This window comes from Phaeobacter sp. HS011 (genome assembly GCF_018101215.1).
Lineage (GTDB): Bacteria > Pseudomonadota > Alphaproteobacteria > Rhodobacterales > Rhodobacteraceae > Phaeobacter > Phaeobacter inhibens.
In genome coordinates this window covers 439,025-456,553 of the sequence record NZ_JAGEUF010000002.1, presented here as the reverse complement: position 1 = coordinate 456,553, position 17,529 = coordinate 439,025, and the positions used below count along the sequence as shown (strand labels likewise).

Sequence of the window (17,529 nt, the reverse complement as noted above, 5' to 3'; positions counted from 1 at the left end):
GCAACACCCAAGAATAACCGGCCGCAGTGTCTGACGGCCTCAGGGGGATACTCCATGACATCCGATGTTCAAGGAAATCGACCGCTTACCGAAGAAGAGCTACAGGACCTCGTCGCATCCTCAGATGCCGGCGCGCGCAACCCGGTTGGGTCGGTTGGGCTGTTCTTGGCGATTGTAGCGGTAATATGGTCCGTCTTTCAGGTTGTGCTGGCCTCGCCAGTTTCAAATCTTTTGTTGCCTGGCAGCGTGGTCAACAACTCGCGCCAAATCCATTTGGCCTTTGCGATCTTCCTGGCTTTTGCGGCGTATCCCGCGCTGAAATCCAGCCCACGCAACTACATTCCGATTCAGGATTGGATCATGTCAATCGTCGGAGCAGCGATCGCGCTCTATGGTTACATTTTCTACCAGAAAATCGTGAATTCCGGCGGGCTTGCCGATGATACGGACAAATGGGTGGCCCTAATCGGGTTGCTGTTGTTGTTCGAAGCGGCACGCCGCGCGCTGGGGCCGGCGATGGCAATTATTGCCTGTATTTTTCTTGCCTATGTGTTCTTTGGCTCCTCCGACTGGGTGCCGGAAGTCATCCGCTGGAAAGGCGCGAGCCTGAAAAAGGCGATGAGCCATATGTGGATCACCTCTGAAGGGGTCTTTGGCATTGCGCTGGGTGTCTCCACCAAATTCGTGTTCCTCTTCGTGCTGTTCGGCGCGCTCCTGGATAAGGCAGGGGCCGGCAATTACTTCATCAAGATGGCCTTTGGTGCGCTGGGGCATCTGCGCGGTGGGCCGGCCAAGGCCGCTGTTGTTGGCTCGGCCGCCACCGGTCTGATTTCCGGCTCGTCCATCGCCAATGTGGTGACAACCGGCACCTTCACCATTCCGCTGATGAAGCGGGTGGGTTTCAGTTCGGAGCAGGCCGGTTCGGTCGAAGTTGCCTCTTCGGTGAATGGCCAGATCATGCCGCCCGTCATGGGGGCTGCTGCGTTCCTGATGGTGGAATATGTCGGCATTTCCTATGTCGAAGTGATCACCCATGCCTTCCTGCCGGCCGCGATTTCCTATATCGCGCTGGTCTATATCGTCCATCTTGAGGCGGTTAAGCGGAACATGCCCACGCTGGGCAACCGCGTGGTGTCTATGGGACGGACCATCGGCGGCATGGCCGCGTTTTTCGTTGGCTTCGCGGCACTTTGCTACGGCATTCAATATCCCATTAAGGCGATCACCGCCGCGATCCCCGGCGCCTCTGGCCTTGTGCTGTCGCTATCCGTGGTTGCAGCCTATCTGGGACTATTGTGGTTGGCGGCCGGGACCGATGATCTGGTGCCGGATGATCCCAATGCGGCTGAGGTCGAGCTGCCAGTGGTAGGAGAAATCTACAAGGCGGGCCTGCACTATCTGCTGCCGATCATCGTCTTGGTTTATTTCCTGATGATTGAGCAGAAATCGCCGGGCCTGTCCGCCTTCTGGGCAACTGCGCTACTGTTTGTGATCCTGCTGACGCAAAAACCACTGAAGGCGCTGTTCCGGGGGCAAAGCACTCTGGCGCACAGCTTCCTTGATGGGGTGCATGACCTGTGGAACGGGCTGATTGACGGCGCCCGCAACATGATCGGCATTGCCTTGGCCACCGCCACCGCAGGCGTCATTGTTGGGACTGTGACGCTGACCGGCGTTGGTCAGGTGATGTCGGAACTGGTGGAGTTGATGTCCGGTGGCAACCTGATCCTTATGCTGATCATGGTCGGTCTGCTGTCGCTGGTACTGGGCATGGGACTGCCGACCACGGCCAACTACATCGTGGTGTCCTCTCTGATGGCCGGCGTTGTGGTCGAACTTGGCGCGCAGTCGGGGCTGGTGGTGCCGCTGATTGCCGTACATCTCTTTGTGTTCTACTTCGGCATCATGGCGGATGTGACACCGCCAGTGGGTCTGGCCAGCTTTGCCGCCGCTGCGGTGTCGGGGGGCGATGCCATTCGCACCGGCTTTGTGGCGTTTTTCTACAGCCTGCGCACCGTGGCGCTGCCCTTTGTCTTCATCTTCAACACGGATCTGTTGTTGATTGATGTGACCTGGGTGCAGGGCATTTTGGTAGCGATTTCTGCGACCATCGCCATTCTGGCCTTCACCGCCGGTACGATGAACTACTTCCTGACTCGCAACCGCATCTATGAAAGCGTGTTGCTGGTACTGGTCGCCTTTGCCCTGTTCCGCCCGGACTTCTTCATGAACCGGTTGATGCCTCCGTTCGCCAGCACGGATCCAGCCGCATTGGTGGAAACCGTGGCCACGGCCCCAGCCGGTAGCGAGCTACGGATCACCGTGGAAGGGCCGGATTTCGACACCGGTGAGCAGAAGACCACAACGCTGATCCTGCCTGTCGCTGATGGTGGCGATGGTCAGGCGCAGGTTGATGCCTTTGGCCTGATGCTTCTGCCTGAGGATGGTGTGGTCAAGCTGGACGAGCCGATGTTCGGCACGCCCGCGCAGTCTGGCATGGACAGCTTCGACTTCTACGGTGACGAGCCTGTCCGCCTGCTGAGTGTGCAAGCACCGGCAGACCAGCTGCCCAAGGAATTGATCTTCATCCCGGCGCTGCTGCTACTGGCGATGATCGCCTTCCTGCAGCGCGCACGGGCCAGCAAGGAAGGAGTCCCGGCATGAGCAAATCTGTTCTCTGCGCATTGGAGCTGAGCGACAAAACCATTGACGCCAAGGTGTTGCGCGAAGCGGCACGGCTGGCGGATCTGGATCAGGCACAGCTGGATGTGGTCAATGTCCTGCCCGATTTTGGCGAAAGCTGGGTCTCGGGGTTCTTCGAGGATCATCACCATGACCGCGCGGTCAAGGAAACCGCAGATCACTTGGGTAAACTCTGTGAGGAGATCCTGGGGGCGGAGCGCAACGCCAAGGTGCGCCATGTGGTTGCCACCGGCAAAGCCTATCAGGAGATCCTGAAAGTCGCCGATAAGGCGGGGACCGATCTGATCGTGATTGGCGCGCATAAGCCGGAGCTGTCGGATTACCTGCTTGGCCCCAATGCGGCACGGGTGATCCGGCATTCGACCTGTTCTGTCTATGTGGTGCGCTGACCAACTGATCCGCAACCACTTCTAACCCATGTGAAAGGGGCGCTACAAAGGGCGCCCTTTTTGCTTCTGTGTGAGATGCTCTGGTCGCCCGCTAATCCGCCGGAGCGCCGTAGCCGGTCATCTCAAGATACCCCTTGCCAAGGTGGCTGCCGCTGAGGCGCACCGGCCCCTCCCAATAGGGAAAAGACATCGCCATCCATGCCTGCGGGTTGATAGCTGTAACACGGACATCCAAATCACGCGACGGCAGTCGCAGCTGCCACTCCGTCGGCACCTTACGACCGGCAACCAGAGTGAGCGTGACAGGGGTTGCCTGCAGACTGCCCGGCTCAAGCGGAGTTGGGGTTCCGTTGGCTGCAATCCATGTACCGGAGGTGAACAGGCTGGCACCGCGCAACTGGAATCCCATCAGCTTCTCACCACTGTCAAACCGCAGCGAAAACCAGTCCCAGCCGCTTTGATCTTCTGACAGGGGCTGACTGGACCACTCACGATCAAGCCAACCGTCACCCGTCACCGCCACCGGCCCATCCGGCAGATCCAGCGTACCGGCCACCTGATAATGCGGCTGGGAATAATAGTAGCTCGCCTGCCCATCCGCCGATTTCACCGAATAGCCCCCATCGCCCTGCATCACCAGCGGGCCATTGGCGCTCAGCGACAGGTCGTAGCGGAAGCTTTCACCGGTTGCGCGCAGGGACAGCTCCCGCAGGCTTTGGGCGCTGCTGCGCATATGCCAGTCGTCTATATAGGCCTCAAACGGCGCTGCGGCGACGCCAGCCTGACCGATGCCGCCGCGGGCCAGCCGCTCCGCGGAATAATGGGCGTTCGGCGTCGTTAGGCCAGCGTGCCCCATCCAGATCTGCGGATCTGTCCAGACTGAAGCCGTGTCAGCCTGCCTGTTGCCATCGGGGCGCAGAGCTGAGCGGAACAGCGTCCATTGCACGCCGTAGTCGCGCCCATCATCACCGGTCAGGTTGGCGGTCAGATACCACCATTCAATCCGGTAATCCGGATGGGCGGCGTGATCGCGCGGAAACACCAGTGGGCGACCCGGAACCGGCACGGCAAAGCCATCCGCCTCGGTTCCCAATCCGGCGTAGCCCTGTGCGGCAGCGGGAGCAGCAAGCGGCGCCAGCAATGTTACGGCCAGGGTGAATTTGCTGACAACTGCGGCAAGGGTGCGTTTAACGTTCATTTGCAAAGACCCTCAACAGATCGGCGGGTTTCAACTTCGACAGCCGACGGGCGGGCAGAGCAGCGGCCAGCGCTGCCGCAATCAGCGCCATCAGCAGCAACTGCAGCCAATCCAGCGGGAACAGGGACATCGGCAAACGCCAGCCAAAGGCCTCGACGTTGACGACGGCCAGAAGCGCCCAGCCCAGCAGCAACCCCAAGGGCAGCGCCAGCAATGCGGTCAGCCCCGCAAGGATCACACTGCGCAGGATTTCATACCGGGCCAGTTGTCCACGTGTCAGCCCCATGGCCCAGATCGGCGCCAGTTGCGGAAGGCGCTGGCTCCAGAGTGTCAGCAGGCTGGTGAGCATGGCAAATCCCGCTACACCAAAGGTCAGAAGGTTCAGCGCGCCCGTCACCACAAAGGTCCGGTCAAAAATCGCCAGCGATTGCGCCTTGAGCGCGCTCTGGTCGATAAACGCGCTGCGCGGCAAACCAAACTCACGTTGCAGCACCGCGCGGACCTCCGCGACATCGGCAGGCGGCAGCCGCAGACCAAACCGGCGGTTTTCAATCGACGGGCGATGCAGCAGCAGCGTCTCAAGCCCCACAATCGCCTGCGGGTTGGGGTTTCCGTAGTCGGAATAAACACCGGCAATCCGCATCCGCCAGTCCGGCGCGATCATCAGCGTATCTCCGGAACCGAGATCCGCGCGCCGCGCCAGCTGTTCGTTGATCAGCGCGCCACGTCCCTCGGCCAGCTGCTGCCAGACCGTCGGCTCAGCCTGCAACAGTGGCCAGTTATCGCGATAGGTGGCATCGTCCACCACACCGTAGACCTCCATCGGTGCGCCGGTTCCCTCCGTTCCCACATACCGCTCATCACTGTGGCGGATCGGCAGGGCGCGAATGCCCCTGTCGGCGAGCCACGGCAGCACGTCGTGTGCCATGTCCTCCTGCGGCAGCGTCATATACAGTTCTGACGCCAATCGCTGATCCAGCCAGCCCAGAAAGGTGAGGCGGAAGCTGGACACCATTGTTCCAACGCCGATATTCGTCGCCAACGCCAGGAGCAATGCCATCAGCGCCAGCGAAAGACCGGGCAATTGCGCCCGCATATCCGCCCAGAGCCATAGCGTTACCGGCCGGCGCGCCAGCTGCACACCAACCGACGCCAACCGGGACAGGGCCAAGGGCAGCAGTAGCGCGGCCCCCAGCATCAGCCCAGCGAGAAAGGCAAACCCCGCAAGCAGCCCGTCGAACAGTGCAGGCATCGCGGCCGCGCCCAATACAAGAAGGGCGCCGGACAAAGCCGAGAGACGATGCCCGCGCAGGGCCTGCTGACCGCGTGCCGCCGCAGCCGGAGCCGCCAGAATGGGCAGGCGCGACAGGCTGACCCAGCTCTGCGCCCCGGCAAGTGCCATTCCCGCCAGCGCCATTGCCAGGCCGGAAAACACCCAGCCGAGCCGCAGTTGCAGGCTGCCATCCAGCGATGCGCCATAGAGGCCTGATAGCGTCGCCCCAACGCCGGGGAGTAAGGCCGCAGCAATCAGGTAGCCCAGGAACAAGCCAAGCAGCGCCGCCAGTATTGTAATCACCAGAAGTTCTGCAAAAATAAGCCCAACCAGCGTATTAAGCGGCACACCTAAACTGCGCAGCGTGCGAAACAGGCCGCGTCGCTGCTCAATCCCCAGCGCGATCGTACCCTGTACGATGAATAGGCCCACCGCAAAGGACAACAGTCCAAAAGCCGTGAGATTGAGATGAAAACTCCGGGTCAACTGCGCAGTGTCCGCGCCAGTGGATGCAGTTTGCAGGCGCAGATGAGGGGCCAGTTCTGACAGTGGGCGCAGGCCGATCGGTTGTTCGTCAAGCACCACCAACCGGCTGATCAGAAATGGTTTTCCCAGAAGACGCGCGACAGTTGCGATATCGCCGACCACCACATCGCGCGGCACCGTAGTGGTGCGTGTTACAGGCGGCAGGCTACGCGACAACAGATCAAAATCACTATCAGGATGCGCAAACAGATGACCCGGGGCCAGAAGCAGGTCGGCAGGGGTCAACGCCTCTTGCGCGCCTTCTTCGGAGGATGTGTCGGTCGCAGCCAGCCGGGCCATCATCGGGTGCGACAGGATATCGATCCCGATCACCTCAATATCCGCAGGCCCCGCTTCAGCTGTATCCTCCGTGAGTGTTCCGATCAAAACCGGTGACAGCTGCCAACCTTCACGTCGAAGCTCAACATATTGACCCAGTTTGATATATCCATTCTGAGCGATCAGATATGTCTGCCCGGAAGGGGAGATGCGGGCCGCAGCCTCGGCGTAGCTGGCGCGGGCCTCTGCGTTGATGGCCTGCACCGCAGACCAGAGTGCCGTGGCCAGGGCTAGGCCGGTCACCAGCATTGCCAACTGTAGCGGGTGCAGGCGCCAATGAGACAGGATCGCCGAGAATGTTGCCCCGATCACGCCTTACCCTCGCGCAGGTTGCCATCGGACAAGGTGCCGTCACATGAGCGATCGCCCCGCAGGCGCCCCTTGCTAAGATGACGCTGCTGATCGAGCAGTTCAGCAATGGCCTGCGAATGTGTCACCAGCAACAGGGCCGCACCGGTTTCGCGCACCAGATCCAGCATAAGCTCCATCACCGAAGCACTTGAACCTTCGTCAAGATTTCCCGTCGGCTCATCCGCGAGAAGGAGCTTTGGTCGCATGGCGAGCGCGCGCGCAATAGCAACGCGCTGTTGTTGCCCGCCAGAGAGCTGCTCCGGGTAGCGCTCTTGAAACTCCGCCAACCCAAGTCGCTCAGTCAGTGCCTTTATCCAAACCGGATCAACGCGCCCGGCCAATCGGGCATGAAGGCTGATATTCTGCCCAACGGTTAGGGCGGGGACCAAATTGAATTGCTGAAACACCAATGAGACCTGCTGACGCCTGAGCGCGGCACGTCCCGTGTCATCCAGCTCTTCAAGAGAGGTGCCATCGACCATGATCCGCCCGCTGTCGGCCTGATCCAAAGCCGCCGCCAGATGCAGAAGTGTGCTTTTTCCAGAACCGCTATCCCCGGTCAGCGCTAGGCTGTGCCCAGATCCCAGTTGTAGTGATACCCCGTTCAGAACAGGAACATCACCGGAGGGGCCTTGATAGGATTTATATAGGTCCTCAATAATGAGCATCACTTTACAACCCCATGCCTGTACAACAGTTTTCTACGGCTCACGTTGTGTGCAACTCCGCACGGGCAGGGATCAAATCCCGGCGCCGAATACCCCGGCACACAGCACAACATTGACGCACGGGGATCTAGCCCCCATTTGGACAGTGCCCATGCAATTCTGCGGGGCTGCTTAAATTAGGTTTTGCCATGTTGCTGCTCTCACCGCCATCCCGCCACCGCCGTGAAATTGTCGCACTGGCTATGCTGGTGTTATGTCTGGGTGAACCTGCTCTGGCGGACTCTGGAAATACCAGTCGCGATGCGCTGTGCCGCAGCCGGGCGGAGGCCTACGCAGGGGCGCCCCGCAGCGACTCCGCCGACCACCTGAGACTGGGCAATGATCGCGTCGGGATCACGTTCTCCGGCACCGCCCGTATCGGGATCAGCGTGCAGGATGGCAAGGTCCGCAGCGCCGGCTCCCGTCGCGGGTCGGACGCCGAGGATCGTGACGATTATTTCAATACACCAGAGGCGCGCCGCAAACGACTGGTCAAGCAGCATTATCGCGATTGCATGTCCCAGCGCTGATTGAATAGACTGCGCGAAACAGCGATCTTGACCGATCCGGTCACAACAGATCCGGGCGCTGACCGCACGAAACCCGGCGCATGAGGGGCAGGGGGTATGACACTCATCCAACAGCTGCTGATGGGCAGCTTGTACCTTGGTATTTGTCTGGTGGTCGAAGCCGGGTTGCTGGTCTTCTGCATCCATATATTGCGCGAACGGCTGGGTATTCTACAGCGCAGACGACGGTTCTTGCAAATCAGCGTTGTACTTGCGGTGGCGATTGGTCTGATCGTCTTTGCCCATACCCTGCAGGTCTGGATCTGGGCCACGGCGCTGATTTTTTCCGGCGCTATAGGTGATTGGAATACTGCGATTTATTTCTCACTCGCCACTTATACGACGTTGGGCTATGGCGATATTGTTCTGGGCGAGGGCATGCGGATATTCGCGGCCTTTGGTGCGGTAACCGGGCTTTTTGCCTTTGGCATAAGCACGGCCTTTCTGGTCGCCGCCCTGCGTGAGGTTTTCCTTCTGGAAGAAACTGCGCCCGTGAAAGACCGCTGAGACGTCGCGAGCTGAGTTTACAGGACAGGGGCCAACAAACGGGCAACTGGCGCGCCAAAACGAATGCTGAGAGGTTGCGCCTCCAGGTCCGTCGTCAAAAGACGCGCAGAGGCCATGTCCTGCTCCAGCATATCGGCGACCTGATCCGCGGCCTCACTATCAAAACACATTGCCATACTCTCGAAATTCAACCGAAACGACCGGTTGTCCAGATTCATCGTACCCACTGCCGCAATGCTGTCATCCACCACAAACACCTTCTGGTGAAGAAACCCGGCCTGATATCGGTATATATCGATACCAACATCGCGCAGGTCATCGAAATACGCATAAGCAGCCAGCCACGTGGCGTAGTGATCCGCAGTATCCGGCAGCAGGATGCGCACATCGACGCCGCGCAGGGCGGCATTTTTTAGTGCAGCCATAACATCCTGATCCGGAACGAAATATGGCGAAGATAGCCAGATTCGCGACTGTGCGGCGGCAATTGCAGAGAAATACAGCATGGAGCCATTGACGGTGCTGTCGCCGGGGCCTGTTTCGATCACCAACGCAGGTTTTCCGCCCTCAGACACCGGCGCGCACTCCCACGTCAAAAGATCAAGGATCGGATCTTCTGTAAGCCAGAACCAGTCTTCGGCGTAGCCGAGCTGCAGTTGCTGGACTGCAGGCCCCCTGAGCCTCACCTGCGTATCGCGCCAGTCGCCAAATTTGGGATCGCGGCCCATGTACTCATCACCGATGTTCATCCCACCGGTAAAGCCGACCCGACCATCGACAATCACTGTCTTGCGATGATTTCGAAAGTTGAGATGAAAGCGATGTTTAGGGCCGGGTCGGGTGCTTGGATCAACCTGATTGACACCCGCTGCATCCAGATCCGCACGGTATTGCTGCGAAAGCCCATGGCTGCCGACCGCATCGGTCATAAACCAGACAGCCACCCCGCGCTCACGCGCCCGCAGCAGCGCAGATTTGAGCCGCTGGCCGATCTGATCGTCGCGCACAATATAGAAATGAACCAGAACATAGTCTTCGGCCGCATCAATGGCGTCGATAATCGCATCGCTGATGTCGGTGCCGTTGATCAGCAGCTCAAAGCTATTGCCCCGACAGACCGGATATCCGGCGAGCCGTTCGAAGGGCGCCTGATTCACCGCAAGCTGATCCCGGTCCTGAGTATACCGGGTGGAATAGACCCGCAGCGCGTTCAGCACCCGTTCTGCCTCACGCCGTGTCGCGCGGTAGCGGGAGAATTTACGCTGCCCGAAGAAGAGATACAGCGGCAGCGCCAGAAGCGGCGCTGAGAGCAAAAATACCACCCAGCCAATAGCGCCCTGCGGCGTGCGGGCAGTGCGCGCCGCCTTGAGAGACGCAAGCCCCGCAAGCCCCCACATCAACAGCAGCGCAGATGTGCTTATCACGACCTCGACCATCACAGCGCCCCTCTGTGGCTCATCTTGAGCCCGACCCTACATTCGGTAGGCGCCTTTGGCTATATCTCCCTGAAAGGGCTGGTTTTTCGATCCAAGCTATGAGACCGTTTCGCCATGAGCATCCGTCCCTATGTCAAGCCCGGCGCCTATGCGTTGTATCTGGCCGCCAAGCGGTTCAACGACAAGAATGGCTGGGTGCTGAGCAGCCACATCGCCATGTCGCTGATGCTGGCCCTGTTTCCGTTCATCCTATTCACTGTGGCGCTGACCGGCGCGGTGGCGGGAGCGTTTTCCGATGGGATTGATCTGAAAAACCTGGTCGAGCTGGTCTTCGGGTCATGGCCCGACAGCGTCTCGGATCCAATTGTGCGCGAGGTTTATTCCGTCCTTGCAACCTCCTCGACAGGGGTGGTGACTTTGGGCGGTGTGATTGCGATCTACTTTGCCTCAAACGGGGTGGATGCGGTGCGGCTGGCGATGGTTCAGGCCTATCATGAGCGAGACCACAGGCCATTCTGGAAAACCCGAGGCCTGTGCATCGGTCTGGTGATCCTTGGTGGTGCCGGCATCATGGCAGCGGCCGTGTTCGAACTGATCCTGCCGCTGTATGCGCGCCATCTGGCCAGCTTCTTCCCGCAGGTGCCCCTTGCTCGCAACTGGGAAAGTGGTCTGAATGGCATATTGGTCGCTGTAATCCCGTTGATTGCTGTTTGCGCCTTTCACATGCTGCTTCCAGCCAAGCGACACCGGTTCACGCAGGTGCTGCCCGGTGTACTCCTAACGGTGGTTCTGTGGTGGGCTGCGGGGCTGGCCTTTGCCATCTATATCAGCAGCTTCGCATCGTATTCAGCCACTTACGCTGGGCTTGCCGGTGCAATGGCGGCGCTCATCTTTCTCTACCTCAACTCTGCCATTCTGATTCTGGGAGCGGAGCTGAACGGCGTATTGTTGCACCCGACCTCCAAGACAAAAGTCTGACGGGCAAGATATGTGCCATCGCGCGTAATTGTTTCGCAAATTGCAACAATAAGGCAGCTTTGCCACAATTGGGTCACGATCACGGCCCAGTGATCAATGTATCCTCAGATCATATCGGCCACGACAGCTCAGATGGTATGAGGATCAGATGCGTCTCTTGCAAAACAAACTTCCGACCCGCCCATTGGTCCAGCGCTTGCTTGCGCCCCGTGCGGGGCTGAAACCATCCACGCACACGGACATGCCGCGTGTGACCCTACGCTCGGAAGGCACTTCGCTGGAAACGCTTGCCCTGCAGACGATGGCACTCCGCTCGTTTGGTGCTGCGGTGCAGCCGCGCTGAGCTGAAATGTGCCGCAGGGACCCAACAGGGCAGGGCACGATACCCCACCCTGATTACCAGTTCGCGTCAGTCTTCCGCCGCGTCTGACGCATCGCCGCGAAAACCGGTGGCGACCACGAATTTCTCGGAGCTGTCGGACCGCGAAGACGGTGGTTTGACATGGTAAACTTTGGTGAATTTCTGCTTCAGTAGTTTCTGCAACTCGCCCTCCGCACCGCCGGCCAGCACCTTCGCAACAAACGTCCCGCCATCTTCCAGCACATCGAAGGCAAAATAAGCCGCCGTTTCGCAAAGAGAGATGATCCGCAAATGGTCGGTCTGTTTGTGACCCGAGCTGGCCGCAGCCATATCCGACATCACCACATCCGCCTTACCGCCGAGCCATTCCTTGACCTTGTCATCGGCACCGTCGTCCATGAAATCCAGCTGGTGGAATTCGGCACCGGCCAGCGGCTCCACCTCTTGCAGATCGACACCAATGATACGGCCAACCGCCTTACCCGGTTTTTCGCCCAGGGCATTGATCCGCTTGACCGCAACCTGCGCCCAGCCACCCGGCGCACAACCGAGGTCAACAACCCGTGCACCATTGATGAGAAACCGAAACTTATCATCGACTTCCATGATCTTATAAGCCGCGCGCCCACGGTAGCCCTCGGCCTGCGCACGTTTCACATAAGGGTCGTTCAACTGCCTCTGCAACCAGCGGGTCGAGCTGAGTTTACGCCCCCGGGCGGTCTTGACCTTGACCTTCAGATCGCGCTGCCCGCGCCCGGAGGTGTTTTTACCAGTGGGTGTTTTTCCCGTGGGTGTCTTTGCCATATCCGCTGTTCCTTGTCGCCCGTGACCACATCTGGTCAGCTATCGGACGCTCATATCCTGTCTAAGGCCGTCAAAACGGCCCGTCTTCCAGTACGCCATCGGCGCTCATCTGTGCATAAAGCAGACCTTCGCGCAGGCCCCGATCCGCCACGGACAACCGATCTGTCGGCCAACACCGTAACAAGGCCTGCAGAATTGCCGCACCGGACATGATCAGCGCCTGACGGTCTTCGCCAATGCGCGGGTCACTGCGGCGCCCTTGAGGGCCGAGTTCTAGATAAGAGCGGATCACCTTGTCAATCTGATCGCTGGTCATCCGCAGCCCGTCCACCTTCGTACGGTCATAACGTTTTAGTCCCAGATGGGAGGCTGCAACGGTCGTGACCGTGCCGGAGGTTCCGACGATCTGAAATCCCTGCCGGGTCTGCTCATCCTTGTAGGGGGCAAAATCCGCAAGGTTTTCCTCAAAAAACCAGCTCATCAGCGCGAACCGCGCGGCATCATCCTCCACATCGTGGAACTGATCGCGCAGCGTAGCCACCCCCAGGGGGACGGATATCCAGTCCACCACCTTCGCCGCAGGGAAGGGGCTCTCTGCCGGGTGGAACCCCGCATGAAGCCGCATGATCGCCGAGGGACGATCGCGCCGGGGGATAGAAGAAATGTCGATCCAGACCAATTCCGTAGATCCGCCGCCGATATCCACCACCAGCAATTGATCCGTTTTGGTCGACACCAATGGCGCACAGGAAATTACCGCCAGACGGGCTTCTTCCTCTGGTTGGATAATTTCCAGCGTCAGGCCGGTCTCGCGGCGCACTTGGCGAATGAATTCGCGCGCATTCTTGGCGCGGCGACACGCCTCGGTCGCAACCAGCCGCATCCGTTTGACCCGGTTACGCTTGAGTTTCTGCTGACAGATGCGAAGCGCCTGAATGGTGCGCGCCATGGACGCGCGCGACAAACGCCCGGTCCGCTCCAACCCGGCGCCCAGTTGCACCGACTTTGAGAAGCTGTCCACCACATGAAAGCCGCTGCCCTTGGGTTGGGCAATCAGCATCCGGCAGCTATTTGTTCCCAGATCGAGCGCCGCATAGAGCGCATCAGGATCTGGGCGGGCCGGTGCAGGGCTCTCTACCGCTCGGGGAAATGCGCCCGCACCTTTGGAACGCCTGGGCGCCATGATTCACGCCCTCCGATAATCGTGTTGATACAAGCATATGTGGGCGCATCGCTGCGTGCAAGATGGGCCGAACGCTACAATGACGATTTGCAGCAGCAGGAATTGACGTTTTTTGAACAGTTTTGAACGCTTTGCCGACCAAATTCATAAAGCTGTTGAATATTATGAGAGAGCTACGCAGTAGCCAGCGCCGGGCCGCGTTGTTATCCAGAAGCGACCCGGAAAAAGGTCGCTCAGAACCAACGTCAGGTCGAAATCCGACGAACGCGCCCGGCGATGCCACACTAGAAACGCATTTACACAGACGCAAAGGAAGCCAAGGCAATGCCCGACGTCACCATCGTATACTGGCGCGACATCCCCGCTCAGATCATCGTCGGCAAAGGCCGTCGCGGGGCAAAACGCCAATTGGAAGAGCGGTTTGAACAAGCCATCGACCGTGCCGCCATGAAGGTGAACGCGAAGGACGCTGATGCCTATCTCGCAGAGTGGCGCAAGGCGGCGCCCTACGCGGTTGAAGGTGAGCCTGCAGACATCGCAGAGGCCGAGGCCAAGCGTCTAGAAGCGGATTATGATCAGGACCGTCTGAAGACACTGATCGCCAACGACGGATGGGCATGAGCCTGACATCTTTATGGGAGGCCACGATGGCTTTGTTGAACTTCAAGAAACGCGATGCCGGTGCAGTCCAGCCCAGCAGCCCCGAGGTCGAGGCCTTTCTGGAAAACTACTCGATCGAGGTGATGCCGCGCACCGCAGCCAAGGTTGAAAACTTCCGCGATCTGCTGCCCGCAGGCACCCGCGTCTACATCGCCCATATCGAAGGCACCCCAATTGAGGAGATGGTGGAGACCGCCAAGCGCATCAATGCCGAAGGATTCCCTGTGATGCCGCATTTCCCCGCGCGTATCATCCAGGATGAGGCAACGTTGGCTGATTGGATCGCACGCTATCAGGGCGAGGCTGACGTCAAACAGGCATTGCTGCTGGCCGGTGGTGTGGCCAAGCCACATGGCGCATTCGACAGCTCCATGCAGATCTTGGAAACCGGGCTGTTTGACAAGGCCGGTTTCAGCAATCTGCACGTGGCTGGCCATCCGGAAGGCAACAAGGATATCGACCACGACGGCAGCATGAAGAACGTCTCTGATGCTCTTCTGTGGAAACAGAAATTCTCTGATCGCACGGACGCAAAAATGGCGTTAGCCACGCAGTTCGCTTTTGAGGCAAAGCCGATTATCGAATGGGCAGACAGCATCAAGGCCGCCGGCGTTGACCTGCCGATCCATATCGGTATCGCCGGTCCGGCAAAGCTGCAGACGCTGATCAAATTCGCCATCGCCTGTGGTGTTGGCCCCTCCCTGAAGGTGCTGCAGAAACGGGCCATGGATGTCTCCAAGCTGCTGCTGCCCTATGAGCCGACCGATGTGATCGCCGAACTGGCCGCCCACAAGGCCGCCAACCCCGATTTCAACATCACCAATGTGCATTTCTTCCCGCTGGGTGGCATCAAGACCAACGCCACCTGGGCCATCAACAACGGCGGCGCAGCAGCGCAGCCGGTCAATTCCCAAGGATAAACAATGACCCGTACTGTCGTAGAATCTAAGACAAAAACCGCAATCCTGGGATTTGATGAGCCGTTCTGCGTGATCGGTGAGCGTATCAACCCCACCGGCCGTAAGAAACTGGCCGCCGAACTGGAAGCGGGTGATTTCTCCACGGTTGAGAAAGACGCGCTCGCACAGGTGATGGCGGGGGCCAACATCCTCGATATCAATGCGGGTGTTGTCTACAACTCCAACCCAAACCCGAATGAGACCGAACCGCCCCTGATGACCAAGATCGTCGAGCTGGTGCAGGGCCTCACCGATACGCCGCTTTGCATCGACTCCTCTGTCCCCGGTGCGCTTGAGGCCGGCCTGCAGGCCGCCGAAGGTCGTCCGTTGCTGAACTCCGTCACCGGCGAGGAAGAGCGTCTGGAGCACGTGCTGCCCCTGGTCAAAAAGTACAATGTTCCGGTTGTTGCGATTTCCAACGATGACACCGGCATTTCCGAAGATCCCGATGTGCGCTTCGCCGTCGCCAAGAAGATCGTCGAGCGCGCCGCAGATTTCGGCATTCCTGCGCATGACATCGTGGTTGACCCGCTGGTGATGCCGATTGGCGCGATGGCAACTGCTGGTCAGCAGGTGTTTGCCCTGGTCCGTCGCCTGCGCGAAGAACTGGGCGTCAACACCACCTGTGGTGCCTCCAACGTCTCCTTCGGCCTGCCAAACCGTCACGGCATCAACAACGCCTTCCTGCCGATGGCCATGGGGGCGGGCATGACCTCTGCAATCATGAACCCGGTTGCTCTACCGATCACTCAGAAGAAGATCGCAGAAAAGAAAGCCGAAGTTGAGGCCGCGGGCATCATCCTCCCCGAAGGTATGGAAGACGAGGCTTTCGTTCAGATGTTCGGTTTGGGCTCCACCAAGCCACGCGCTGGCAAGGAAATGGAGGCCATCCGCGCCGCCAACCTGTTGACCAACAACGACCCACATGGTGGGGAGTGGATCAAGGCCAACAAAGAGCCTGCCAAAGAGGGTGAAGAGGGCCGGGGCCGGGGTGGTCGCGCCGGTGGCCGCCGCCGCCGCGCCTGATCCGGGATCAGCGACAAAAACAACAGAGGTCAGGCTTCGGTCTGACCTTTTTTCTTGTCAGCCCCAGCAGGACAGCGTCCAAAAGCCCCAGCAGCTGCCACATGGTCAAAACTGCAAGATAAGGCAGAGGCAAAACGAGCGACCCACGGGTAAAACCATTCCTTCATGGACGCAGGCCGCTCTCTCCCGCCCCGGATTTGTCGGGATTAACCAATAATAGTGCGCGAGCAGAGCAGCGTCCACTTCTGCCGCTCGGACCGGCAAGCCCTTGCCGTCCAGCTGCACGCGGACATCGCGTCTGCTTAGAGATCAGTTTTGACTTGGGAAAAGTGGCGCACCTGAGAGGATTCGAACCTCTGGCCTCTGCCTTCGGAGGGCAGCGCTCTATCCAGCTGAGCTACAGGTGCCTATATGGGTCGTATAGCCGTCACAGGATGGGTCTGCAATGGCAAAAAACACCGGAACCATAATTCAATTCAGGCGTTTGTAGTCTGTATGTAGTTGCTTCGGATAGCCCATGACGCGCAGTGAATTCCTTTGCCCCCCCCCCCTTTCAAGCGGAGCTTTTGCACGCAGCAAAAAACCCATGTCGCGTCGCAACATGGGTTTGCAAAGCCTCGGGACAGGCGGTCAGGAACGGGCGTGGTATCAGCCGTTCCAGCTGCGGACGACGCCACAGTCCATATGGACAAAGTTGGACCGATTATATTTGCCAACACCACCCGCACGGCAGGCCTGCGCAGCCTTGGCCATCTGCGATACCGATCGCGATGAAAGCCGCAGATCTGCCGCCTGACCGCGCATGTGAAGTGAATTTTTCGCAACCCCACGTGACCGGCTGCGCAACATGGCGTTGGTTTTCGGGCTCCGATAGCCCGACAGCATCATATAGGGTTCGTTCACATCAAGGAGGTTGTGCGATGCAGCCATGATATCAATGGTGCGCAGATCAATGTCCTTGACCTGATCGTTGCGCCAATCGCGCATGAAGTGGTTCACTTCCTTCACCGCATCCTTGATGTATTTTCCGTCGATCCAATACACCATATCGATCCGCTCACCGGTGCGGCCTGAGAACATTCGGATCCGCCGAATGTCGCCCGCGCCGCGCAAGAAGCCAGCTGCATTGGAGAAGGTCGGAGCGGCGACCAAAGTTGTTGCCGCGAACGCACCCAAAAGGGCACGACGGGAGAAACCCGATTTTTCAGTAGTAGCCATTGTCACTGCGCTGTCCCGTACGCCTGATGTCTCTGCCTGTGCCCGATGTTACGGACATAGTGTGGTCCTGTTTCCACGCGAGAATGTATTGCACATACAGAATCGCGCGCCAAGTTTTGAATGTTGCAGCTCGACATGAACTGTGAATTTCGGCAATTTTTTGCGCAAAAGGGAAATAAATGGTTAATTTCCCCTCAATGTGTCGTGGCAGCCACGGGCTGTATGGGCCTTATTGCGGCCCATAAGACGCAGGTGCCTGTTGCCTGTTTGCGCTGATCAAAATGTGAATGGACAGCGAGGGCTGGCGTTTACCAGGATTTCATGTAGGCAACCGCAAACTGTG

At 59.1% G+C, this 17,529-nt stretch carries 15 protein-coding genes and 1 tRNA gene; 8 read left to right on the top strand and 8 right to left on the bottom strand.

Annotated elements, in window-relative coordinates; genetic code table 11:
- Positions 1–54 precede the first annotated feature (54 nt).
- Positions 55–2,664 carry a TRAP transporter permease gene (locus tag J4721_RS05660; protein WP_102883460.1) on the top strand — a complete coding sequence of 870 codons (2,610 nt, stop codon included), beginning with the start codon at positions 55–57 and terminating at the stop codon, positions 2,662–2,664.
- Positions 2,661–3,092, top strand: coding sequence for a universal stress protein (locus tag J4721_RS05655; RefSeq protein WP_014874721.1), 432 nt, complete (start codon positions 2,661–2,663; stop codon positions 3,090–3,092). The genes J4721_RS05660 and J4721_RS05655 overlap by 4 nt, the downstream gene beginning before the upstream one ends.
- A gap of 91 nt (positions 3,093–3,183) precedes the next feature.
- On the opposite strand, the gene J4721_RS05650 is transcribed toward J4721_RS05655, so the two are convergent.
- The 3 genes from J4721_RS05650 to J4721_RS05640 are packed head-to-tail and all read right to left on the bottom strand — an operon-like array spanning position 3,184 to position 7,446.
- A complete protein-coding gene (locus tag J4721_RS05650; protein WP_211002257.1) occupies positions 3,184–4,290 on the bottom strand; it encodes a lipocalin-like domain-containing protein in 1,107 nt (368 codons plus the stop codon).
- Positions 4,280–6,739 carry an FtsX-like permease family protein gene (locus J4721_RS05645; protein WP_211002256.1) on the bottom strand — a complete coding sequence of 820 codons (2,460 nt, stop codon included), beginning with the start codon at positions 6,737–6,739 and terminating at the stop codon, positions 4,280–4,282. Before J4721_RS05645 ends, J4721_RS05650 begins: the two co-directional genes overlap by 11 nt.
- Positions 6,736–7,446 carry an ABC transporter ATP-binding protein gene (locus tag J4721_RS05640; protein ID WP_211002298.1) on the bottom strand — a complete coding sequence of 237 codons (711 nt, stop codon included), beginning with the start codon at positions 7,444–7,446 and terminating at the stop codon, positions 6,736–6,738. The genes J4721_RS05645 and J4721_RS05640 overlap by 4 nt, the downstream gene beginning before the upstream one ends.
- 188 nt (positions 7,447–7,634) lie before the next feature.
- On the opposite strand from J4721_RS05640, the gene J4721_RS05635 reads away from it, so the two are divergent.
- Entirely contained in the window at positions 7,635–8,015 is a 381-nt protein-coding gene (locus J4721_RS05635; RefSeq protein ID WP_211002255.1) for a hypothetical protein, read from the top strand.
- 96 nt (positions 8,016–8,111) lie between these two features.
- On the top strand, positions 8,112–8,561 hold the full coding sequence (locus tag J4721_RS05630; protein ID WP_014874716.1) for a potassium channel family protein: 450 nt from the start codon (positions 8,112–8,114) through the stop codon (positions 8,559–8,561).
- 17 nt (positions 8,562–8,578) lie between these two features.
- Here the strand turns inward: J4721_RS05630 and cls are convergent, their stop codons facing one another.
- Complete coding sequence (cls, locus tag J4721_RS05625) at positions 8,579–9,997, bottom strand: cardiolipin synthase (protein ID WP_211002254.1); 1,419 nt, start codon at positions 9,995–9,997, stop codon at positions 8,579–8,581.
- 114 nt (positions 9,998–10,111) lie between these two features.
- Here cls and J4721_RS05620 point away from each other — a divergent pair, with 114 nt between their 5' ends.
- Complete coding sequence (locus J4721_RS05620; RefSeq protein WP_014874714.1) at positions 10,112–10,975, top strand: YihY/virulence factor BrkB family protein; 864 nt, start codon at positions 10,112–10,114, stop codon at positions 10,973–10,975.
- Positions 10,976–11,384: 409 nt separating this feature from the next.
- On the opposite strand, the gene J4721_RS05615 is transcribed toward J4721_RS05620, so the two are convergent.
- On the bottom strand, positions 11,385–12,140 hold the full coding sequence (locus J4721_RS05615; protein WP_014880028.1) for an RlmE family RNA methyltransferase: 756 nt from the start codon (positions 12,138–12,140) through the stop codon (positions 11,385–11,387).
- A 70-nt stretch (positions 12,141–12,210) separates the two neighbouring features.
- Complete coding sequence (locus tag J4721_RS05610) at positions 12,211–13,323, bottom strand: Ppx/GppA phosphatase family protein (RefSeq protein ID WP_014874712.1); 1,113 nt, start codon at positions 13,321–13,323, stop codon at positions 12,211–12,213.
- A gap of 324 nt (positions 13,324–13,647) precedes the next feature.
- On the opposite strand from J4721_RS05610, the gene J4721_RS05605 reads away from it, so the two are divergent.
- From J4721_RS05605 to J4721_RS05595, 3 genes are read left to right on the top strand one after another with little or no spacing between them, the layout of a single operon-like run.
- Positions 13,648–13,944: a virulence factor gene (locus J4721_RS05605; RefSeq protein ID WP_014874711.1), complete on the top strand. Its 297-nt coding sequence runs from the start codon at positions 13,648–13,650 to the stop codon at positions 13,942–13,944.
- A gap of 26 nt (positions 13,945–13,970) precedes the next feature.
- A complete protein-coding gene (locus J4721_RS05600) occupies positions 13,971–14,903 on the top strand; it encodes a methylenetetrahydrofolate reductase (RefSeq protein WP_211002253.1) in 933 nt (310 codons plus the stop codon).
- A gap of 3 nt (positions 14,904–14,906) precedes the next feature.
- On the top strand, positions 14,907–15,968 hold the full coding sequence (locus tag J4721_RS05595) for a methyltetrahydrofolate cobalamin methyltransferase (RefSeq protein ID WP_014874709.1): 1,062 nt from the start codon (positions 14,907–14,909) through the stop codon (positions 15,966–15,968).
- A 330-nt stretch (positions 15,969–16,298) separates the two neighbouring features.
- On the opposite strand, the gene J4721_RS05590 is transcribed toward J4721_RS05595, so the two are convergent.
- Both J4721_RS05590 and J4721_RS05585 read right to left on the bottom strand, forming a co-directional pair.
- A tRNA-Arg gene (locus J4721_RS05590) sits at positions 16,299–16,375 on the bottom strand.
- A gap of 241 nt (positions 16,376–16,616) precedes the next feature.
- Positions 16,617–17,186, bottom strand: a complete 570-nt coding sequence (locus tag J4721_RS05585; protein ID WP_027247302.1) for a DUF882 domain-containing protein — start codon at positions 17,184–17,186, stop codon at positions 16,617–16,619.
- Between the last annotated feature and the right edge of the window lie 343 nt (positions 17,187–17,529).